The organism is Prochlorococcus sp. ALOHA_ZT_50 (genome assembly GCF_022447305.1).
In the GTDB taxonomy this organism is placed as follows: Bacteria; Cyanobacteriota; Cyanobacteriia; order PCC-6307; family Cyanobiaceae; genus Prochlorococcus_A.
In genome coordinates this window covers 14,686-28,698 of record NZ_JAKVCI010000016.1, presented here as the reverse complement: position 1 = coordinate 28,698, position 14,013 = coordinate 14,686, and the positions used below count along the sequence as shown (strand labels likewise).

The 14,013-nt window shown below is 32.6% G+C and carries 18 protein-coding genes and 1 other RNA gene; 13 read left to right on the top strand and 6 right to left on the bottom strand.

All coding sequences use genetic code 11. The annotated features are described in order from the left end of the window. The first annotated feature begins 51 nt into the window (after positions 1-51). The 5 genes from miaB to ftsZ all read left to right on the top strand — a co-directional run bounded on the left by miaB (position 52) and on the right by ftsZ (position 4,963). Positions 52-1,446, top strand: a complete 1,395-nt coding sequence (gene miaB, locus MK115_RS05725; RefSeq protein ID WP_287610134.1) for a tRNA (N6-isopentenyl adenosine(37)-C2)-methylthiotransferase MiaB — start codon at positions 52-54, stop codon at positions 1,444-1,446. 11 nt (positions 1,447-1,457) lie between these two features. Further along, complete coding sequence (locus MK115_RS05720) at positions 1,458-2,525, top strand: D-alanine--D-alanine ligase family protein (protein ID WP_287610132.1); 1,068 nt, start codon at positions 1,458-1,460, stop codon at positions 2,523-2,525. A 10-nt stretch (positions 2,526-2,535) separates the two neighbouring features. Then, positions 2,536-2,946: a hypothetical protein gene (locus MK115_RS05715; RefSeq protein ID WP_011863423.1), complete on the top strand. Its 411-nt coding sequence runs from the start codon at positions 2,536-2,538 to the stop codon at positions 2,944-2,946. Then, positions 2,943-3,668, top strand: a complete 726-nt coding sequence (locus tag MK115_RS05710; protein ID WP_287610130.1) for a cell division protein FtsQ/DivIB — start codon at positions 2,943-2,945, stop codon at positions 3,666-3,668. The genes MK115_RS05715 and MK115_RS05710 overlap by 4 nt, the downstream gene beginning before the upstream one ends. Positions 3,669-3,847: 179 nt before the next feature. Beyond that, entirely contained in the window at positions 3,848-4,963 is a 1,116-nt protein-coding gene (gene ftsZ / locus MK115_RS05705; protein WP_011863425.1) for a cell division protein FtsZ, read from the top strand. A 12-nt stretch (positions 4,964-4,975) separates the two neighbouring features. Here the strand turns inward: ftsZ and ffs are convergent. Next, an RNA gene (gene ffs / locus MK115_RS05700) (signal recognition particle sRNA small type) lies at positions 4,976-5,072 on the bottom strand. A 47-nt stretch (positions 5,073-5,119) separates the two neighbouring features. Between ffs and panB the strand changes: the two genes are divergently transcribed. Then, positions 5,120-5,893 (top strand): 3-methyl-2-oxobutanoate hydroxymethyltransferase, encoded by a 774-nt coding sequence (panB, locus tag MK115_RS05695; protein ID WP_287610127.1) that lies wholly within the window; start codon positions 5,120-5,122, stop codon positions 5,891-5,893. Here panB and hemW read toward each other — a convergent pair. Next, positions 5,886-7,109 carry a radical SAM family heme chaperone HemW gene (gene hemW / locus MK115_RS05690; protein ID WP_287610126.1) on the bottom strand — a complete coding sequence of 408 codons (1,224 nt, stop codon included), beginning with the start codon at positions 7,107-7,109 and terminating at the stop codon, positions 5,886-5,888. The genes panB and hemW overlap by 8 nt on opposite strands. 96 nt (positions 7,110-7,205) lie before the next feature. Between hemW and MK115_RS05685 the strand changes: the two genes are divergently transcribed. The 7 genes from MK115_RS05685 (at position 7,206) to MK115_RS05655 (ending at position 12,274) form a co-directional block, all read left to right on the top strand. Beyond that, entirely contained in the window at positions 7,206-8,315 is a 1,110-nt protein-coding gene (locus tag MK115_RS05685) for a PIN/TRAM domain-containing protein (protein WP_025900790.1), read from the top strand. Positions 8,316-8,355: 40 nt separating this feature from the next. After that, complete coding sequence (locus MK115_RS05680) at positions 8,356-9,018, top strand: ATP-dependent Clp protease proteolytic subunit (RefSeq protein WP_011376956.1); 663 nt, start codon at positions 8,356-8,358, stop codon at positions 9,016-9,018. A gap of 24 nt (positions 9,019-9,042) precedes the next feature. Continuing rightward, on the top strand, positions 9,043-9,654 hold the full coding sequence (locus MK115_RS05675; RefSeq protein WP_002807795.1) for an ATP-dependent Clp protease proteolytic subunit: 612 nt from the start codon (positions 9,043-9,045) through the stop codon (positions 9,652-9,654). 111 nt (positions 9,655-9,765) lie between these two features. Then, positions 9,766-10,755, top strand: a complete 990-nt coding sequence (gene ilvC / locus MK115_RS05670; protein ID WP_002807943.1) for a ketol-acid reductoisomerase — start codon at positions 9,766-9,768, stop codon at positions 10,753-10,755. Continuing rightward, complete coding sequence (cbiB, locus tag MK115_RS05665) at positions 10,743-11,768, top strand: adenosylcobinamide-phosphate synthase CbiB (RefSeq protein WP_287610120.1); 1,026 nt, start codon at positions 10,743-10,745, stop codon at positions 11,766-11,768. The genes ilvC and cbiB overlap by 13 nt, the downstream gene beginning before the upstream one ends. A 45-nt stretch (positions 11,769-11,813) precedes the next feature. Beyond that, positions 11,814-12,059, top strand: coding sequence for a chlorophyll a/b-binding protein (locus MK115_RS05660; protein WP_162512697.1), 246 nt, complete (start codon positions 11,814-11,816; stop codon positions 12,057-12,059). Between the two features lie 2 nt (positions 12,060-12,061). Further along, entirely contained in the window at positions 12,062-12,274 is a 213-nt protein-coding gene (locus MK115_RS05655) for a hypothetical protein (protein ID WP_079292620.1), read from the top strand. Here MK115_RS05655 and MK115_RS05650 read toward each other — a convergent pair. The 4 genes from MK115_RS05650 to MK115_RS05635 form a co-directional block, all read right to left on the bottom strand. Next, positions 12,269-12,526 (bottom strand): hypothetical protein, encoded by a 258-nt coding sequence (locus tag MK115_RS05650; RefSeq protein ID WP_032524907.1) that lies wholly within the window; start codon positions 12,524-12,526, stop codon positions 12,269-12,271. The genes MK115_RS05655 and MK115_RS05650 overlap by 6 nt on opposite strands. Positions 12,527-12,584: 58 nt before the next feature. Next, positions 12,585-12,827: a hypothetical protein gene (locus tag MK115_RS05645; RefSeq protein WP_287610115.1), complete on the bottom strand. Its 243-nt coding sequence runs from the start codon at positions 12,825-12,827 to the stop codon at positions 12,585-12,587. A gap of 54 nt (positions 12,828-12,881) precedes the next feature. Next, complete coding sequence (locus MK115_RS05640; protein WP_233485802.1) at positions 12,882-13,139, bottom strand: hypothetical protein; 258 nt, start codon at positions 13,137-13,139, stop codon at positions 12,882-12,884. A gap of 192 nt (positions 13,140-13,331) precedes the next feature. Further along, positions 13,332-13,607 carry an HU family DNA-binding protein gene (locus MK115_RS05635; protein WP_002806330.1) on the bottom strand — a complete coding sequence of 92 codons (276 nt, stop codon included), beginning with the start codon at positions 13,605-13,607 and terminating at the stop codon, positions 13,332-13,334. Between the last annotated feature and the right edge of the window lie 406 nt (positions 13,608-14,013).

Genomic DNA, 14,013 nt, shown 5'->3' with positions numbered 1-14,013 from the left:
TTATTTAACTTGTAATTTTGAATTAAAGAATCATAAAAAATTCCTAGCAAAGTGCTAACAAAAACAAAATCAGACGAAAAAAAAACTCAAAAGAATTCAACTACTGGCAGTTATTGGATAACCACATTTGGATGCCAAATGAACAAGGCTGATTCTGAGAGAATGGCTGGGACATTAGAGAAAATGGGATACACCAGAGCAGATAATGAATTAAATGCCGATTTGGTCTTGTACAATACATGCACTATTAGAGATAATGCAGAGCAAAAAGTTTATAGCTTTCTAGGAAGACAAGCAAAAAGAAAGCACAAAACACCTAGCTTAAAACTTGTTGTTGCAGGTTGTCTTGCTCAGCAAGAGGGAGAATCCTTACTAAGAAGAGTCCCAGAACTTGATCTGGTTATGGGGCCTCAACACGTAAATAATCTTGAGAATCTTCTGGGGAAAGTTGATTTAGGAAATCAAGTTGCTGCTACAGAAGAAACCTTCATTTCTGAAGATATAACAAGTGCCAGAAGAGAAAGCTCTATTTGTGGCTGGGTTAATATCATCTATGGATGTAATGAAAGATGTTCATATTGTGTAGTCCCCTCTGTCAGAGGAAAAGAGCAATCAAGATATCCAAATGCGATAAAAAGTGAGATCCAAAAATTAGCTGATGATAATTTTAAAGAAATTACTCTTTTGGGTCAGAACATTGATGCTTATGGTAGAGACCTTCCAGGAACTACAAAAGAGGGGAGAAAAGAAAATACCCTAACTGATCTTTTGTATTATATTCATGATGTTAAAGGAATTCGCAGAATAAGATTTGCTACTAGTCATCCAAGATATTTTTCAAAAAGGTTGATTCAAGCTTGTTATGAACTTGATAAAGTCTGTGAACATTTCCATATCCCCTTCCAAAGTGGAAATGATGAAATTTTAAAGCAAATGTCCAGAGGATATTCTATTAAAAAGTATAAAAATATTATCGAGAACATAAGGTCATTAATGCCAGATGCATCAATCACAGCTGACGCGATAGTTGCTTTCCCAGGAGAAACCGAACAACAATATCAAGATACATTAAAGCTAATATCAGAAATTGGCTTTGATCAAGTGAATACAGCAGCATACTCTCCAAGACCAAATACGCCTGCAGCAGTTTGGACGAATCAACTTTCGGAAGAGGTAAAAAAAGCTAGATTACAGGAAATTAATGATTTGGTCGAGAAAACTGCTAGGAGTAGAAATCAAAGATATATCAATAATATCGAAAGCGTTTTAATTGAGGGTTTAAATCCAAAAAATTCCTCTCAAATTATGGGTAGAACTAGAACAAATAGATTAACTTTCGTAGAGATTCCCAAAAACATTAACTTTAATTTTTCGTTGGGAGATGAGATAAATGTCAGAATAAATGAAGCAAGACCTTTTTCTTTAACAGGAGAACTTTCTTTATAAATTTTTTTTAAATGATCGGGGGAAAGAAAAAATGTATTGGGTTAATATTTGGCGGGCATTCCAATGAACATGAAGTATCGATATCCTCTGCAAAAACAGTTTTTCAAGCATTTAATGCACAAATAAACAAAGAACGCTTTACAGTTAAAGCCTTTTACATAAACAAATATGGAGATTGGCTTGATAGTGATATTTCAGAAAAAATCCTAATTGGTGAAATTGAAAACTATAAAACAAAAAAACAAGAAATTTTTAATCAAGAAAAAATTAACTTCCTTGACGGAATTGAATTTCAAAATGTTGATGTTTGGTTTCCTCTTTTACATGGATTTAATGGTGAAGACGGATCAATTCATGGCTTACTTAGATTTACAAAGAAACCTTTAGTCGGATGTGGAATTATTGGCTCTGCACTTGGAATGGATAAAATATTGATGAAAACAATTTTCTCAAATCTTAAACTTCCACAAGTTAATTATCTAGTTTTTCAAAATGAAGATCTCAACGATAAGCAAGTAAAAAATAAAATAATTAATGAAATTTTAAAAAAATTAAAATTTCCTGTTTTTGTTAAACCATCGAACTCTGGATCATCTCTTGGCATCTCCAAAGTCAAAAATGAATCGGAAATATTACTAGCATTAGAAAAGGCTCGGGAAATAGATCCAAGAATCTTAATAGAGGAAGGTTTAGAGGTAAGGGAGATTGAATGCGGAATAATTGGGAATTCAAAACTCTTAACCTCTGAGATAGGCGAGGTAAATTACGAAAGTGATTGGTATGATTACGATTCAAAATATCACTCAAATAATAAAATAATTATCCCAGCCGAAATAGATTCTAAAATCACAAAAGAAATTAAAGAAATTGCTATTAAAAGTTGTAGAGCACTAAATATTTTCGGTTTTGCAAGAGTAGATTTCTTTTTAGAAAAATCTTCAAATAAAATTTTACTAAATGAAATAAATACAATTCCTGGTTTTACAAAAAACAGTATGTTTCCAATGCTTTGGGAAGCTTCAGGTTTAAAAATTGAACAACTTGTGGCTAAACTGGTAGATATATCTTTAGATTTGTAATTTAAATCAAATGTTGCATGGACTACTTTGGTTACCATTACTTTTAATCTTCATTTTATTAACTGCACTTGGATGGTTAGAAAGAAGAAGGCAAAATCTTTTTAGAAGTTGGGCTAGTGATTCTGAACTGTGCAAGTTAGATAGTTCAGGTGCAGCGTCTTTAAAAAATGGGGAGTTAAAGTGGAGCGCATTTGAAGCTGGTAAATTTGAAGAAAAAGATTGTTTTACGATCAAGAAACTGGAATTAGTTGAATTAATGGCACTAACTTCAGGTGAAGCTCCTCTAACAAGTGAATCTCAAGGTAAGTGCAGGTTGAGATTAGTAGGGGATGGGAAAGAGATGGATGTACCATTTTCAGATGCAGAGCAAGCGAGAGAATGGATGGACCAACTGATGGAAAAAGCTCGATGTGATTTGTGAAAAACAAAAAAGGAATCAAAAATAGAAGCTTTTTTTTTCTAATTTCATTTTTATTTTTAACAAGCTTATTAAGCATAAAAACACTCAAAAAAGTTGATACTCAGGACATTAGGATTTCTGGTAGTGAATTATTTTCGCAGAATGATGTGGTAAAAAATTCATCTTTAAATTTTCCTATCCGATTAATTTTTGTTGAAACTAATTTGTTAGAAAAAGAGTTAAAACAAAATTTATCTCTCAAGAATGTTTCGGTAAACAGAGAATTATTTCCTTTTGGTTTGAAAGTTCATATTAATTCAAGAATTCCAATAGCTTACGGTGAGAGAATATTAAACGACGAAAAAATATTAGGCTTCATTGATAAAGATGGAATTTTTATAAATAAACAAAATGTGGATGAAAAAAATTTGAATAAATTAACCATACAAGTTTTTGGATGGAAAGAAAAATTTAAAAAAATATTATCTGAAATTTTTATCGCTATAGAGAATTATGAATTAGAGATAGTTAAAATAACTTTTTCATCCGATGGGTTTCTAACTGTTGAGGAAAAAGATTTAAAAACAATATTCTTAGGATTTAAGCCAAATTTAATCAACTATCAATTACAAATAATCAATAATCTTAAAAATGAATTTAAGAAAAATAGCTTTTCAAAAAAAATAGATAATATTGATCTTACTAATCCAGATAAACCAAAAATAAAAGTGTTCAAACCCTAATATTTGAAAAAGGATTTTGAGTAATTTTTTTTAATTATTGTAGTGTTGATATGGGTTTTGCATTCAAAACAAAATATTTAATAAATAAATATTTTTAGGATTTTCCTCAACAAATTCCTACAGATGAGCTCAGTAAGTTCATAATGCACCCAATACTAGTATTAGATTCCTATTAAGAGATGAGCTTCGGTAACAATCCAAACTTTGATCAATCGAGAGAAATCCTTCCAAGCCAAAACGCCAAAATAGAAGTTATTGGTGTAGGTGGTGGTGGCAGTAATGCAGTCAATAGAATGATAAATAGTGATTTAGAAGGTGTTTCATTTAGAGTCCTCAATACCGATGCACAAGCCCTACTACAATCTTCTGCAGAAAGTAGAGTTCAACTTGGACAAAACCTCACTAGAGGTTTAGGTGCAGGTGGGAATCCAAGTATTGGGCAAAAAGCAGCCGAAGAATCCAAAGAAGAGCTTCAACAAGCTTTAGAGGGATCTGATCTAGTTTTTATAGCCGCTGGAATGGGTGGAGGAACTGGTACAGGTGCTGCTCCCGTTGTTGCAGAAGTAGCCAAACAAAGTGGGGCTCTAACAGTAGGTATAGTAACCAAACCATTTTCTTTTGAAGGGAAAAGAAGAATGCGTCAAGCAGAGGAGGGGATCGCAAGACTAGCTGAAAACGTTGATACTCTTATAGTTATTCCAAATGACCGATTAAAAGACGTTATAGCAGGAGCTCCTCTTCAAGAAGCATTTAGGAATGCTGATGATGTTCTAAGGATGGGAGTCAAAGGCATTAGTGACATAATTACTTGCCCAGGATTAGTTAATGTTGATTTTGCAGACGTAAGATCAGTTATGACGGAAGCTGGCACTGCTCTTCTCGGAATAGGTATAGGTTCAGGAAGATCGAGAGCTATAGAGGCAGCACAGGCAGCAATGAATAGTCCTTTATTAGAAGCAGCTAGAATTGATGGAGCTAAAGGCTGCGTTATAAATATTACTGGTGGCAAAGACATGACTTTAGAAGACATGACCTCTGCATCTGAAATTATTTATGATGTTGTTGATCAAGAAGCAAATATTATTGTTGGTGCAGTGGTCGATGAGGCAATGGAAGGGGAGATACAAGTTACTGTAATTGCTACAGGATTTGAAACAACCCAACCATTAAACCAGCAAAGAATAAAAAACAGATTATCTAATCAACCCTTATATAATTATTCCGACAATAAAGAATCAGGAGCCAGTATTCCTGAGTTTTTGAGATTAAGGCAAAATAAAAAAGATATAGGTTAAAAGGTAAAATAGAGTGACTCGGTTATCTCGCCTGCCTCAAGCATCCCTTGTGGCTGCTACCTTCCGGTCCTGACCAGGTTTAGGCGTTAAAACCGCGAAAGGCCGAGTCAAAAATATACTAGCAATTCTTGATTAAAAAAGATACATAAATTTATTATGTTACCTTCAGACCTAGTTAATTATAAAAAAAAATCTCGCAAAATCATTGCACTAACTGCATGGGACTCCATATCAGGATCTATTGCAGAACAAGCAAATGTTGATCTCGTACTAGTAGGAGATTCATTAGCAATGGTCTGCTTAGGATACAAATCGACATTGCCATTAACTTTAGAAAACATAATTTATCATACTAATGCTGTTTCAAGAGGATTTAAGAAGAAAATTGAGGAACAACCTTTAGTCGTTTCAGATATGCCTTTTCTGACTTACCAATGTGGTGAGGATAAAGCTGTTGAGTATGCAGGGAAAATCATTCAGAGCACTTATGCAAAAGCTGTAAAAGTAGAAGGAGCTGAACCAGAAATACAAAAAGTTATTTCTAGATTAATAAGAATGGGAATCCCTGTTATGGGTCATATAGGTCTTACACCACAAAGCTATCTAAATATTGGATTAAGAAAACAAGGAGAAAGCTTAGCAAGCCAAGAAAAAATCAAGAAAGAGGCTTCAATTCTTGAAGAATTAGGATGTTTTTCAATAGTTCTTGAACATATTCCTGATTTGCTTGCTAAAGAAATACAAAATTCTTTAACAATTCCCACAATAGGTATCGGCGCAGGTAATTATTGCGATGGGCAAGTAAGAGTTACTGCAGATTTGTTAGGCCTCAATGATGATCAACCACCATTTTGCCAACCAATTATCCAAGGAAAGAAATTATTTAAGGATAAATTAAAAGAATGGGTAGACTCTGAAAGACTTAGTTAATCTCATCCCACCACTTAAACATAGAAACAAGAACTTGATTACTAAGTTCCATGCCATTAGGCTCACTTAAAAAGAATCTATTCCCCTTTCTTACTAGTAGTCCACTTTCAAGAAATCTTTCCCATTCTTCAACCAATTTACTGAAGTTGCTTTCAAATTTTTTGTTTTCCCAGTTTTGTTCTTTAAACACTTCTTTGATATCTACACCCTCTTTGAGTCTTAATCCCAACATTATTTTCTCATCAAGTTCTTTATAGACAAACTCCTTATTAGTTAGGGATGAATCTAAATTAAATTCGTCTTGTCTAGTTACCCATTCTTTATATTCTTTACTAACTCTTGGTCGAGTAAACTTTTCCCCCCAAGGTGAACTAGTGGAACCTTGACCAAAACTCCACCAGCCTAAACCACTCCAATAAACTCTATTATGTCTCGATTGATGTCGCGGAAGGCAATAGTTTGAGATTTCATATCTTGAATACCCTGAGTTTTTTAAAATTAAATGGGTTGATTCACTATTTCTAAAAGCTTCTTCATCACTTGGGAGTTTTAATTTTCCTAAATTAACTAATTTTTTAAAAACAGTGCCATTTTCAATATTTAAATCGTAAATAGATAGATGAGGTGGTGAAAATGTTATTGCTTTTTTTAAGTCATCTTGCCATTCTTTAAATCCACTAAGTGGCAAGTTTTGAATTAAATCTAAACTCCAGCTTTTTATTAACCCAGAATCATATTCTCTCTTCAACCATAAACAAGATTTTTCTGCATCTTCTTTCAAATGACGCCTTCCCGACTTTTGAAGTATCTGATTATTAAAACTTTGTACTCCGAGACTAAATCTATTTATCCCAGCATTTATGAATCCAAAAAGATCATCTTGAGTAAAACTAGCTGGATCAACCTCCATAGTGATTTCAGCACCATAGTCAATTCCATAATTTTCTTTAAAAAGATCAATTAATTCTTTGATTTGGGTAGGATCTAAAATTGATGGTGTACCACCTCCTATATAAATTGTCGATAGAGGTGATTTATGCTTAATTGACAATATTTCTTTATATAAAAATTGCAAATACTCTTGAACAGTTTTGCTTCCATAACCTTTTAAAGTTTCAACTTTGTTTCCTAGTGGAATAACTGCAAAATCACAATAAAAACACCTTCTGTGGCAAAAAGGAATGTGCACATAAGCACTTCTTGGAAACTTATTCATAATCTAAATTCATTTTTAAGCTCCAAAAAAGTATTAAGGATCGAAAAAAATAAAATCCTTATTTACTCAATTAATAAATCCTAGTAGATTATAGATATGACAGATATCTTAGTATTAATTTTATTTGTATTGTCTGGGGCTGCTTCAGGATGGCTTGGTGTTGATTTATTGCCAGTAGACATACTCAAACAGGTATCTAATGTAGAAGGTTTTAGAATTGTTTTAGCAATAATTGGTTTTTTTGTAGGATTAGCAGCTGGTTTTGTATTCCTTCAACTTAGAAAGACTTTTCTTGATCAAATAAGAACAATGCCTACGGACTTACTAATAAGTAGGTCCGTTGGATTAATTTTAGGATTACTTGTTGCGAATCTCCTACTTGCTCCAATACTATTAATTCCCTTCCCTAGAGAGGTTTTTTTCGCAAAACCATTAGCAGCTATATTAAGCAACATTTTCTTTGGTGTGCTTGGTTATAAGTTGGCAGATACCCATGGAAGGACATTATTGAGATTATTCAATCCAAATAACACTGATGCATATCTAGTCAATGAAGGAATTCTCCCTGCTGCAAGTCCAAAAATTCTAGATACTAGCGTAATTATTGATGGAAGAATCAATGGTCTATTAAGTTGCGGCTTATTGGAAGGGCAATTAATTGTTGCTCAAAGTGTAATTGATGAATTACAAACTTTAGCTGACTCAAGCAGTAATGAAAAAAGGTCGAAAGGCAGAAGAGGTCTCAAGTTATTAAAAGAATTAAGAGATTTATATGGGAGAAGACTTGTAATAAACCCAACAAAGTATGAAGGTAATGGGGTAGATGAAAAACTCCTTAAAATTACTGAGGATATGACAGGAACTTTAATTACGGCTGATTATAATCTTTCTCAGATCGCTGAAGTTAAAGAATTAAAAGTTATGAATTTGAGTGATTTGGTTATTGCTTTAAGGCCAGAAGTACAACCAGGAGAGTCACTTAATATAAAAATCGTGAGAGAAGGCAAAGAAAAAATGCAAGGTATTGGATATTTAGATGACGGCACAATGGTTGTTATTGATGAGGCAAAGAATTTTGTTGGAAGCAGATTAGATATTGTCATCACAGGAGCATTACAAACTCCCACTGGAAGAATGGTCTTTGGAAAACTAATAAATAATCCTGAGTCAAACAAATCTTTTAAATCACCAGCGACACAGGGCTAAATCTAGCTAGAATCAGTTCAATCTTAATTTTGTGATACAAATGACTGTATCTGCTCCTTATTACGGCGAAAACACCGTTATGAGGACCCCGCCCCCTGATCTCCCCTCTCTTTTACTGAAAGAGCGAATTGTTTATCTTGGTTTACCATTATTTTCAGATGATGATGCGAAAAGACAACTAGGAATGGATGTTACTGAGCTAATCATTGCTCAACTTCTTTATTTAGAGTTTGAGGATCCAGAAAAACCAATCTATTTCTATATCAATTCAACTGGGACAAGTTGGTACACTGGTGACGCAGTTGGTTTTGAAACAGAAGCTTTCGCTATCTGCGATACAATAAGCTACATTAAGCCTCCAGTACACACAATATGTATCGGACAAGCAATGGGGACTGCTGCAGTTATCCTTTCATCTGGCACTAAGGGACAAAGAGCCGCTCTTCCACATGCTTCTATTGTTTTGCATCAACCTATAAGCGGAGCAAGAGGTCAAGCAACCGATATCCAAATAAGAGCTGAGGAAGTTTTGAAAAATAAAAAATCAATGCTGGAGATTTTATCTCGTAATACTGGAAAGACTATCGAAGAACTCTCAAAAGACTCTGACAGGATGAGTTATCTCAACCCCCAAGAAGCACTAGATTATGGAGTTATCGATAGAATACTCACAAGTCAAAAAGATCTACCAAATAAAATTTAACACTCACAAAACTATTTTAAAATCATGCCAATAGGAACTCCAAGCGTGCCTTACAGACTTCCAGGAAGTCAATACGAAAGATGGGTCGACATATATACAAGACTAGGTGTTGAAAGAATTCTTTTTCTTGGACAAGAAGTGAATGATGGTATTGCTAATAGCCTTGTTGCACAAATGCTTTATTTAGATTCTGATGATAATTCCAAACCTATCTATCTATATATAAATAGCCCAGGAGGATCAGTAACTGCTGGCTTGGCTATATATGACACTATCAAATACGTAAAAAGTGATGTAGTAACAATCTGCGTAGGCCTCGCAGCCTCAATGGGAGCGTTCCTATTGGCCGCTGGCACAAAAGGTAAAAGAGTTGCTTTGCCTCATAGCAGAATAATGATTCATCAACCTCTAGGAGGAACTTCTCAACGTCAAGCAAGTGATATTGAAATAGAAGCTAAGGAAATTTTAAGAATTAAAGATATGTTAAATATGTCTATGGCAGATATGACAGGCCAATCATTTGAGAAAATTGAAAAGGATACTGATAGAGATTATTTTCTAAGTGCGGAAGAAGCAAAAAATTATGGATTAATTGATAGAGTAATTACACATCCAAGCGAAGCAAATCAGTCTTAAACTTTCTAAATTAATATTTTAATTTTAATTTTTTAAATTAATAATTTTTTTGGTTTATTGCCACCTTAATGTCTAAAATATTAATTATCAAATGCAAAGAAGCTACAACTAATGACCCAACTCTTTTACGACACAGATGCAGATCTAAGTCTTTTAAATAATAAAACAATAGCGATTATTGGATATGGATCACAAGGTCATGCACATGCCCTAAATCTTAAAGATAGCGGTATGGATGTAATTGTTGGATTATATAAAGGAAGTAAGTCTGAAAGCAAAGCTATTAGCGATGGTCTACAAGTCTTTAGCGTTTCTGAAGCTTGCGAAAAAGCAGACTGGATTATGATTCTCCTCCCCGATGAGTTTCAGAAAGATGTTTACCTTAAAGAAATAGAACCAAACTTAAAAGAAGGAAAGATATTAAGTTTTGCTCATGGCTTCAATATAAGATTCGGACTTATCAAACCTCCTAGTTTTGTGGATGTTGTAATGATTGCCCCAAAAGGACCTGGACACACTGTTCGTTGGGAATATCAGAACGGTCAAGGAGTTCCAGCACTGTTTGCAGTTGAGCAGGATTCTTCCGGAAGTGCAAGATCATTGGCAATGGCTTACGCTAAAGGGATTGGCGGAACGAGAGCTGGGATTCTTGAAACAAACTTTAAAGAAGAAACAGAAACTGATTTATTTGGCGAACAAGCGGTTTTGTGCGGAGGATTATCAGAACTGGTTAAATCAGGATTCGAAACTCTTGTTGAGGCAGGTTATCAACCCGAACTTGCTTACTTCGAATGCTTACATGAAGTTAAACTTATTGTTGATTTAATGGTGAAGGGAGGCTTATCTCAAATGAGAGATTCCATTTCAAATACTGCAGAATATGGAGATTATGTAAGTGGTAAAAGACTTATCAATAGTGATACAAAGAAAGAAATGCAGAAAATTCTAAAAGATATTCAAGATGGAACTTTCGCTAAGAATTTTGTGGAAGAATGCGATAAAAACAAACCCTTAATGACAAAATTAAGAGAAGAGAACTCAAAACATGAAATTGAGAAAGTAGGTAAAGGTCTGCGCTCGATGTTCAGTTGGCTGAAATAAATTTATTTTTAATATTTCTTGGATCGATTGGTTTTGATTTATTGATCGGCGATCCAAGATTCTTAATCCACCCTGTTCAAGTAATTGGCTTTTACATAAAAAAAATATCTGATTACCTCATAAATAATTTTGGGGAAAATAAAAATATATTGTTTTGGGGAGGTTTAATAGTAGCTATATCCACCATAGGAATGAGTTTTGGTTTAGGTAAATTGATAGAACTCAGTTATGTGCAATCAAGAAATAATTTTTTTGGTGGATTGCTAATTTTTTTTGGACTTTCAAGTTGTATTGCGACTAAGGGACTTATTTCAAGTGTGAAAGAGATTGCAGAGCTAATAGAACGCGAAGAAATTAATGACCAAAATAAGAGAATAATCAAAGAGAAGGTACAAAGGATAGTAAGTAGGGATGTAAGTTCATCTTCTTTAGAACATCTTTTGAGATCAAGTACAGAGAGTCTTACCGAAAATTCTGTTGATGGAATATTTGGGCCATTATTTTGGATTTTTATTGGAATTTTTTTTATGAAATTTTCAATTTTTCTGCCAGGGCCTTTATCACTTGGTTTTTCTTATAAAGCCATAAGTACTTTAGATTCAATGATAGGTTACAAATATGATTATTTTAGATATTTAGGTTTTTTCAGTGCAAAAATCGAAGATATTTTTACGTTTGTTCCTTCAAGATTAGTTTTAATCACATTACCTTTAGTTAGTCCCAAAATTAATGAGTATGGATCAATCATAAAAAAAAGCTATCTTGATGGTAAAAAATATGATTCGCCTAATGCTGGGATTTCAGAAGCTATATTTGCTTATATTTCTGGTATAAAATTGGGTGGAAAAAGTAAATATAAAAATGAGATTATTGAAAAGCCAATGATCAATGCGAATGGAGATAATTGCACTGGAGAGAAAATTAAATTAATTTGTCAATTAATTTTGAGATTACAATTTTTATGGATAATAATTTTTGTCTTAATTTTTTTTATAATTTCAACTTTAATTTAATAATAAATTAGTTTTAAAATTACTAGAATAAATCATAAAAATTCTATGCAAGAAAACGGCTCTCCAATAGAAAATCAAAATGATGATTTTACTAATACATCATCAACTGATAATGAATACTCAAAATGGGTAGACAATCAGGGAGATGAAGTAAAGAATGTTTTTGGATTTAATAGCAGTGCTGAACTTGTAAATGGTAGAGCAGCAATGATCGGATTCTTAATGCTCATATTAACCGAGTTAGTTTTTAGCGGCAGACCTGTTACTTCTTCAATTTTTGGTATTAATTAAAAATGGAAGCAAAAAAATCTAATCCAATAAAAGTATTCTTATACATATCTGTATGGGTAATTATTTGGGGTACTATAGGATCTTTAGTCGATTTTCCTCTATATAAAAATAAAATCTACTTAGAAGGAAGCATATATCAATATCTTACTTTCACAGTTACAGCGATTATTTCTATTATATCTGCAAAGTTTTTTTATAAGAAAATTGATTTATAAAAACTTGTACCTAAATTTCTTAATAATTTTTGCTGGTTCTTTACTTTCATTGGACTCGTAAAGTATCCACTGATGTGTCTCAGTATCATGATCACAACCATAATTTCCAGATGGGTTATCGTAACTTGAAAGATATGAATGACAATTTTGGTCTGCCTCAAAAGCAGAGTCATAACCTGTTAGAAAATATATCAAAAATAGAACAGTTATCAACAAAAAAAATACTTGAGAAACTAAATTAACTACCTTCATAAGATATTCTAAAATTTAAATATATCATCTAATAAAATCTTTCGATCTAAAAATATAGCTAACGTCCAACATTAAATACAAAGTCATGGAATTCTTGATTCTTTAAATACAGGATGACTAGCAATACTAAAATCATATTTAAGCCTATTACTATTGATCCAAAAATATTTATTTGTTTTTTGCCTGGCAAAGTGTAAGTAAATTTCTTGCCTTTAAGAAAACCAGCTAAGCCTTTTTTTTCTTTTATTTGAGTATTTTGAGTATTATTCTTAACTTCATTATCAGAAAAACCTTTTACCATTACAAATTAAATAACAAATTTATAATATTCCAAAAAAATAAATTATTTTAATAATTAACAATTTTTAATCACATATGGGATCATTAATGAAATTCTCTCATTTGAGAAATTATTAAAAAAATAAGCTTCAATAATTTCCGTTTGCAGCCCCAATAAACTTGATTGACATTTGAATCTATTTTGGTCAAATACTACTAATTGAAGTTTTTCTATTTCAGAAACTAATTCTTTACATATTTGGGTTCGAGAATCTTTAAAACAATCACTAGATTGTTTTAAAATCTTAGACTTTGTTGGTATTGTTTCAGCCATAACAAAATTAGATAACAACAAAAATTTAAGGAATAAAATAGTTAAACATTTCATTACTTCTTAAGATTTCAAAATTTTGGATACCTCGTTAAGAGTATTGGGCATTGAGCTAATTGCATCTTTTTGCGATTTAAAAAAAAAGATGCCCTAAAAGAGCACCTTGTTATTAAAGGAAGAAATAGATTAAAAAAATTACCCTTGAACTCTATCCTTAAAAAGTTTACCTGCAGAGAATGTTGGAACTCTTTTAGCGGGTATTGCTATTTTTTCGCCTGTCTTAGGGTTTAATCCCTGTCTTGCAGAACGATCTCTTGGTTCAAAAGAACCAAATCCTAGTAAAGAGACTTTTTTGCCTTCCACTACTGAATCAACAATAGTTTCAATAGCTGCATCAACAACTAAAGAAACATCCGTTTTTGTGAGCTCTGTACGAGCTGCAACAAGATTTACTAAATCAGCTTTGTTCATTGAAATTTAAATTAAAGCTAGGGGTTAAAAAAAGATTTAAATCGAGTTTAAACCTCGAACTTTCACATCATATGGAGCAAATACAAATACGGCAACCGAAAATGCCGGCGGCGCAAAGCTTTATACAAATTTTAGGGACATTTTTAGCAACATTATTTATTTCTTATAACCGCGCTTTTTCATTTATAAAAAATAGCCTCTTCATTTAGAGAACAGCAAAAAGCATTGGTGGCACTAGATTTAGCATTAAAAATCTAACTACATTTAGCAAAGGGGAAAAATGTCAAAGGGGGGTGAATTTAAGAATTTGAGCTATTTATTATGTTTTATTAATTTTCAGATATATTTCCTTCTCATCACATGAAAAAACACAATTTGTATTTTGAAATCAAGAAAAATCTAGTTT

Excerpts from the sequence above, each read along its gene's own strand:
- MK115_RS05720 (WP_287610132.1), top strand. The coding sequence starts at position 1,458 with ATGATCGGGGGAAAGAAAAAATGTATTGGGTTAATATTTGGCGGGCAT.
- MK115_RS05715 (WP_011863423.1), top strand. The coding sequence starts at position 2,536 with ATGTTGCATGGACTACTTTGGTTACCATTACTTTTAATCTTCATTTTA.
- ftsZ (WP_011863425.1), top strand. The coding sequence starts at position 3,848 with ATGAGCTTCGGTAACAATCCAAACTTTGATCAATCGAGAGAAATCCTT.
- panB (WP_287610127.1), top strand. The coding sequence starts at position 5,120 with ATGTTACCTTCAGACCTAGTTAATTATAAAAAAAAATCTCGCAAAATC.
- hemW (WP_287610126.1), bottom strand. The coding sequence starts at position 7,109 with ATGAATAAGTTTCCAAGAAGTGCTTATGTGCACATTCCTTTTTGCCAC.
- MK115_RS05685 (WP_025900790.1), top strand. The coding sequence starts at position 7,206 with ATGACAGATATCTTAGTATTAATTTTATTTGTATTGTCTGGGGCTGCT.
- MK115_RS05680 (WP_011376956.1), top strand. The coding sequence starts at position 8,356 with ATGACTGTATCTGCTCCTTATTACGGCGAAAACACCGTTATGAGGACC.
- MK115_RS05675 (WP_002807795.1), top strand. The coding sequence starts at position 9,043 with ATGCCAATAGGAACTCCAAGCGTGCCTTACAGACTTCCAGGAAGTCAA.
- ilvC (WP_002807943.1), top strand. The coding sequence starts at position 9,766 with ATGACCCAACTCTTTTACGACACAGATGCAGATCTAAGTCTTTTAAAT.
- MK115_RS05660 (WP_162512697.1), top strand. The coding sequence starts at position 11,814 with ATGCAAGAAAACGGCTCTCCAATAGAAAATCAAAATGATGATTTTACT.
- MK115_RS05655 (WP_079292620.1), top strand. The coding sequence starts at position 12,062 with ATGGAAGCAAAAAAATCTAATCCAATAAAAGTATTCTTATACATATCT.
- MK115_RS05650 (WP_032524907.1), bottom strand. The coding sequence starts at position 12,526 with ATGAAGGTAGTTAATTTAGTTTCTCAAGTATTTTTTTTGTTGATAACT.
- MK115_RS05645 (WP_287610115.1), bottom strand. The coding sequence starts at position 12,827 with ATGGTAAAAGGTTTTTCTGATAATGAAGTTAAGAATAATACTCAAAAT.
- MK115_RS05640 (WP_233485802.1), bottom strand. The coding sequence starts at position 13,139 with ATGGCTGAAACAATACCAACAAAGTCTAAGATTTTAAAACAATCTAGT.
- MK115_RS05635 (WP_002806330.1), bottom strand. The coding sequence starts at position 13,607 with ATGAACAAAGCTGATTTAGTAAATCTTGTTGCAGCTCGTACAGAGCTC.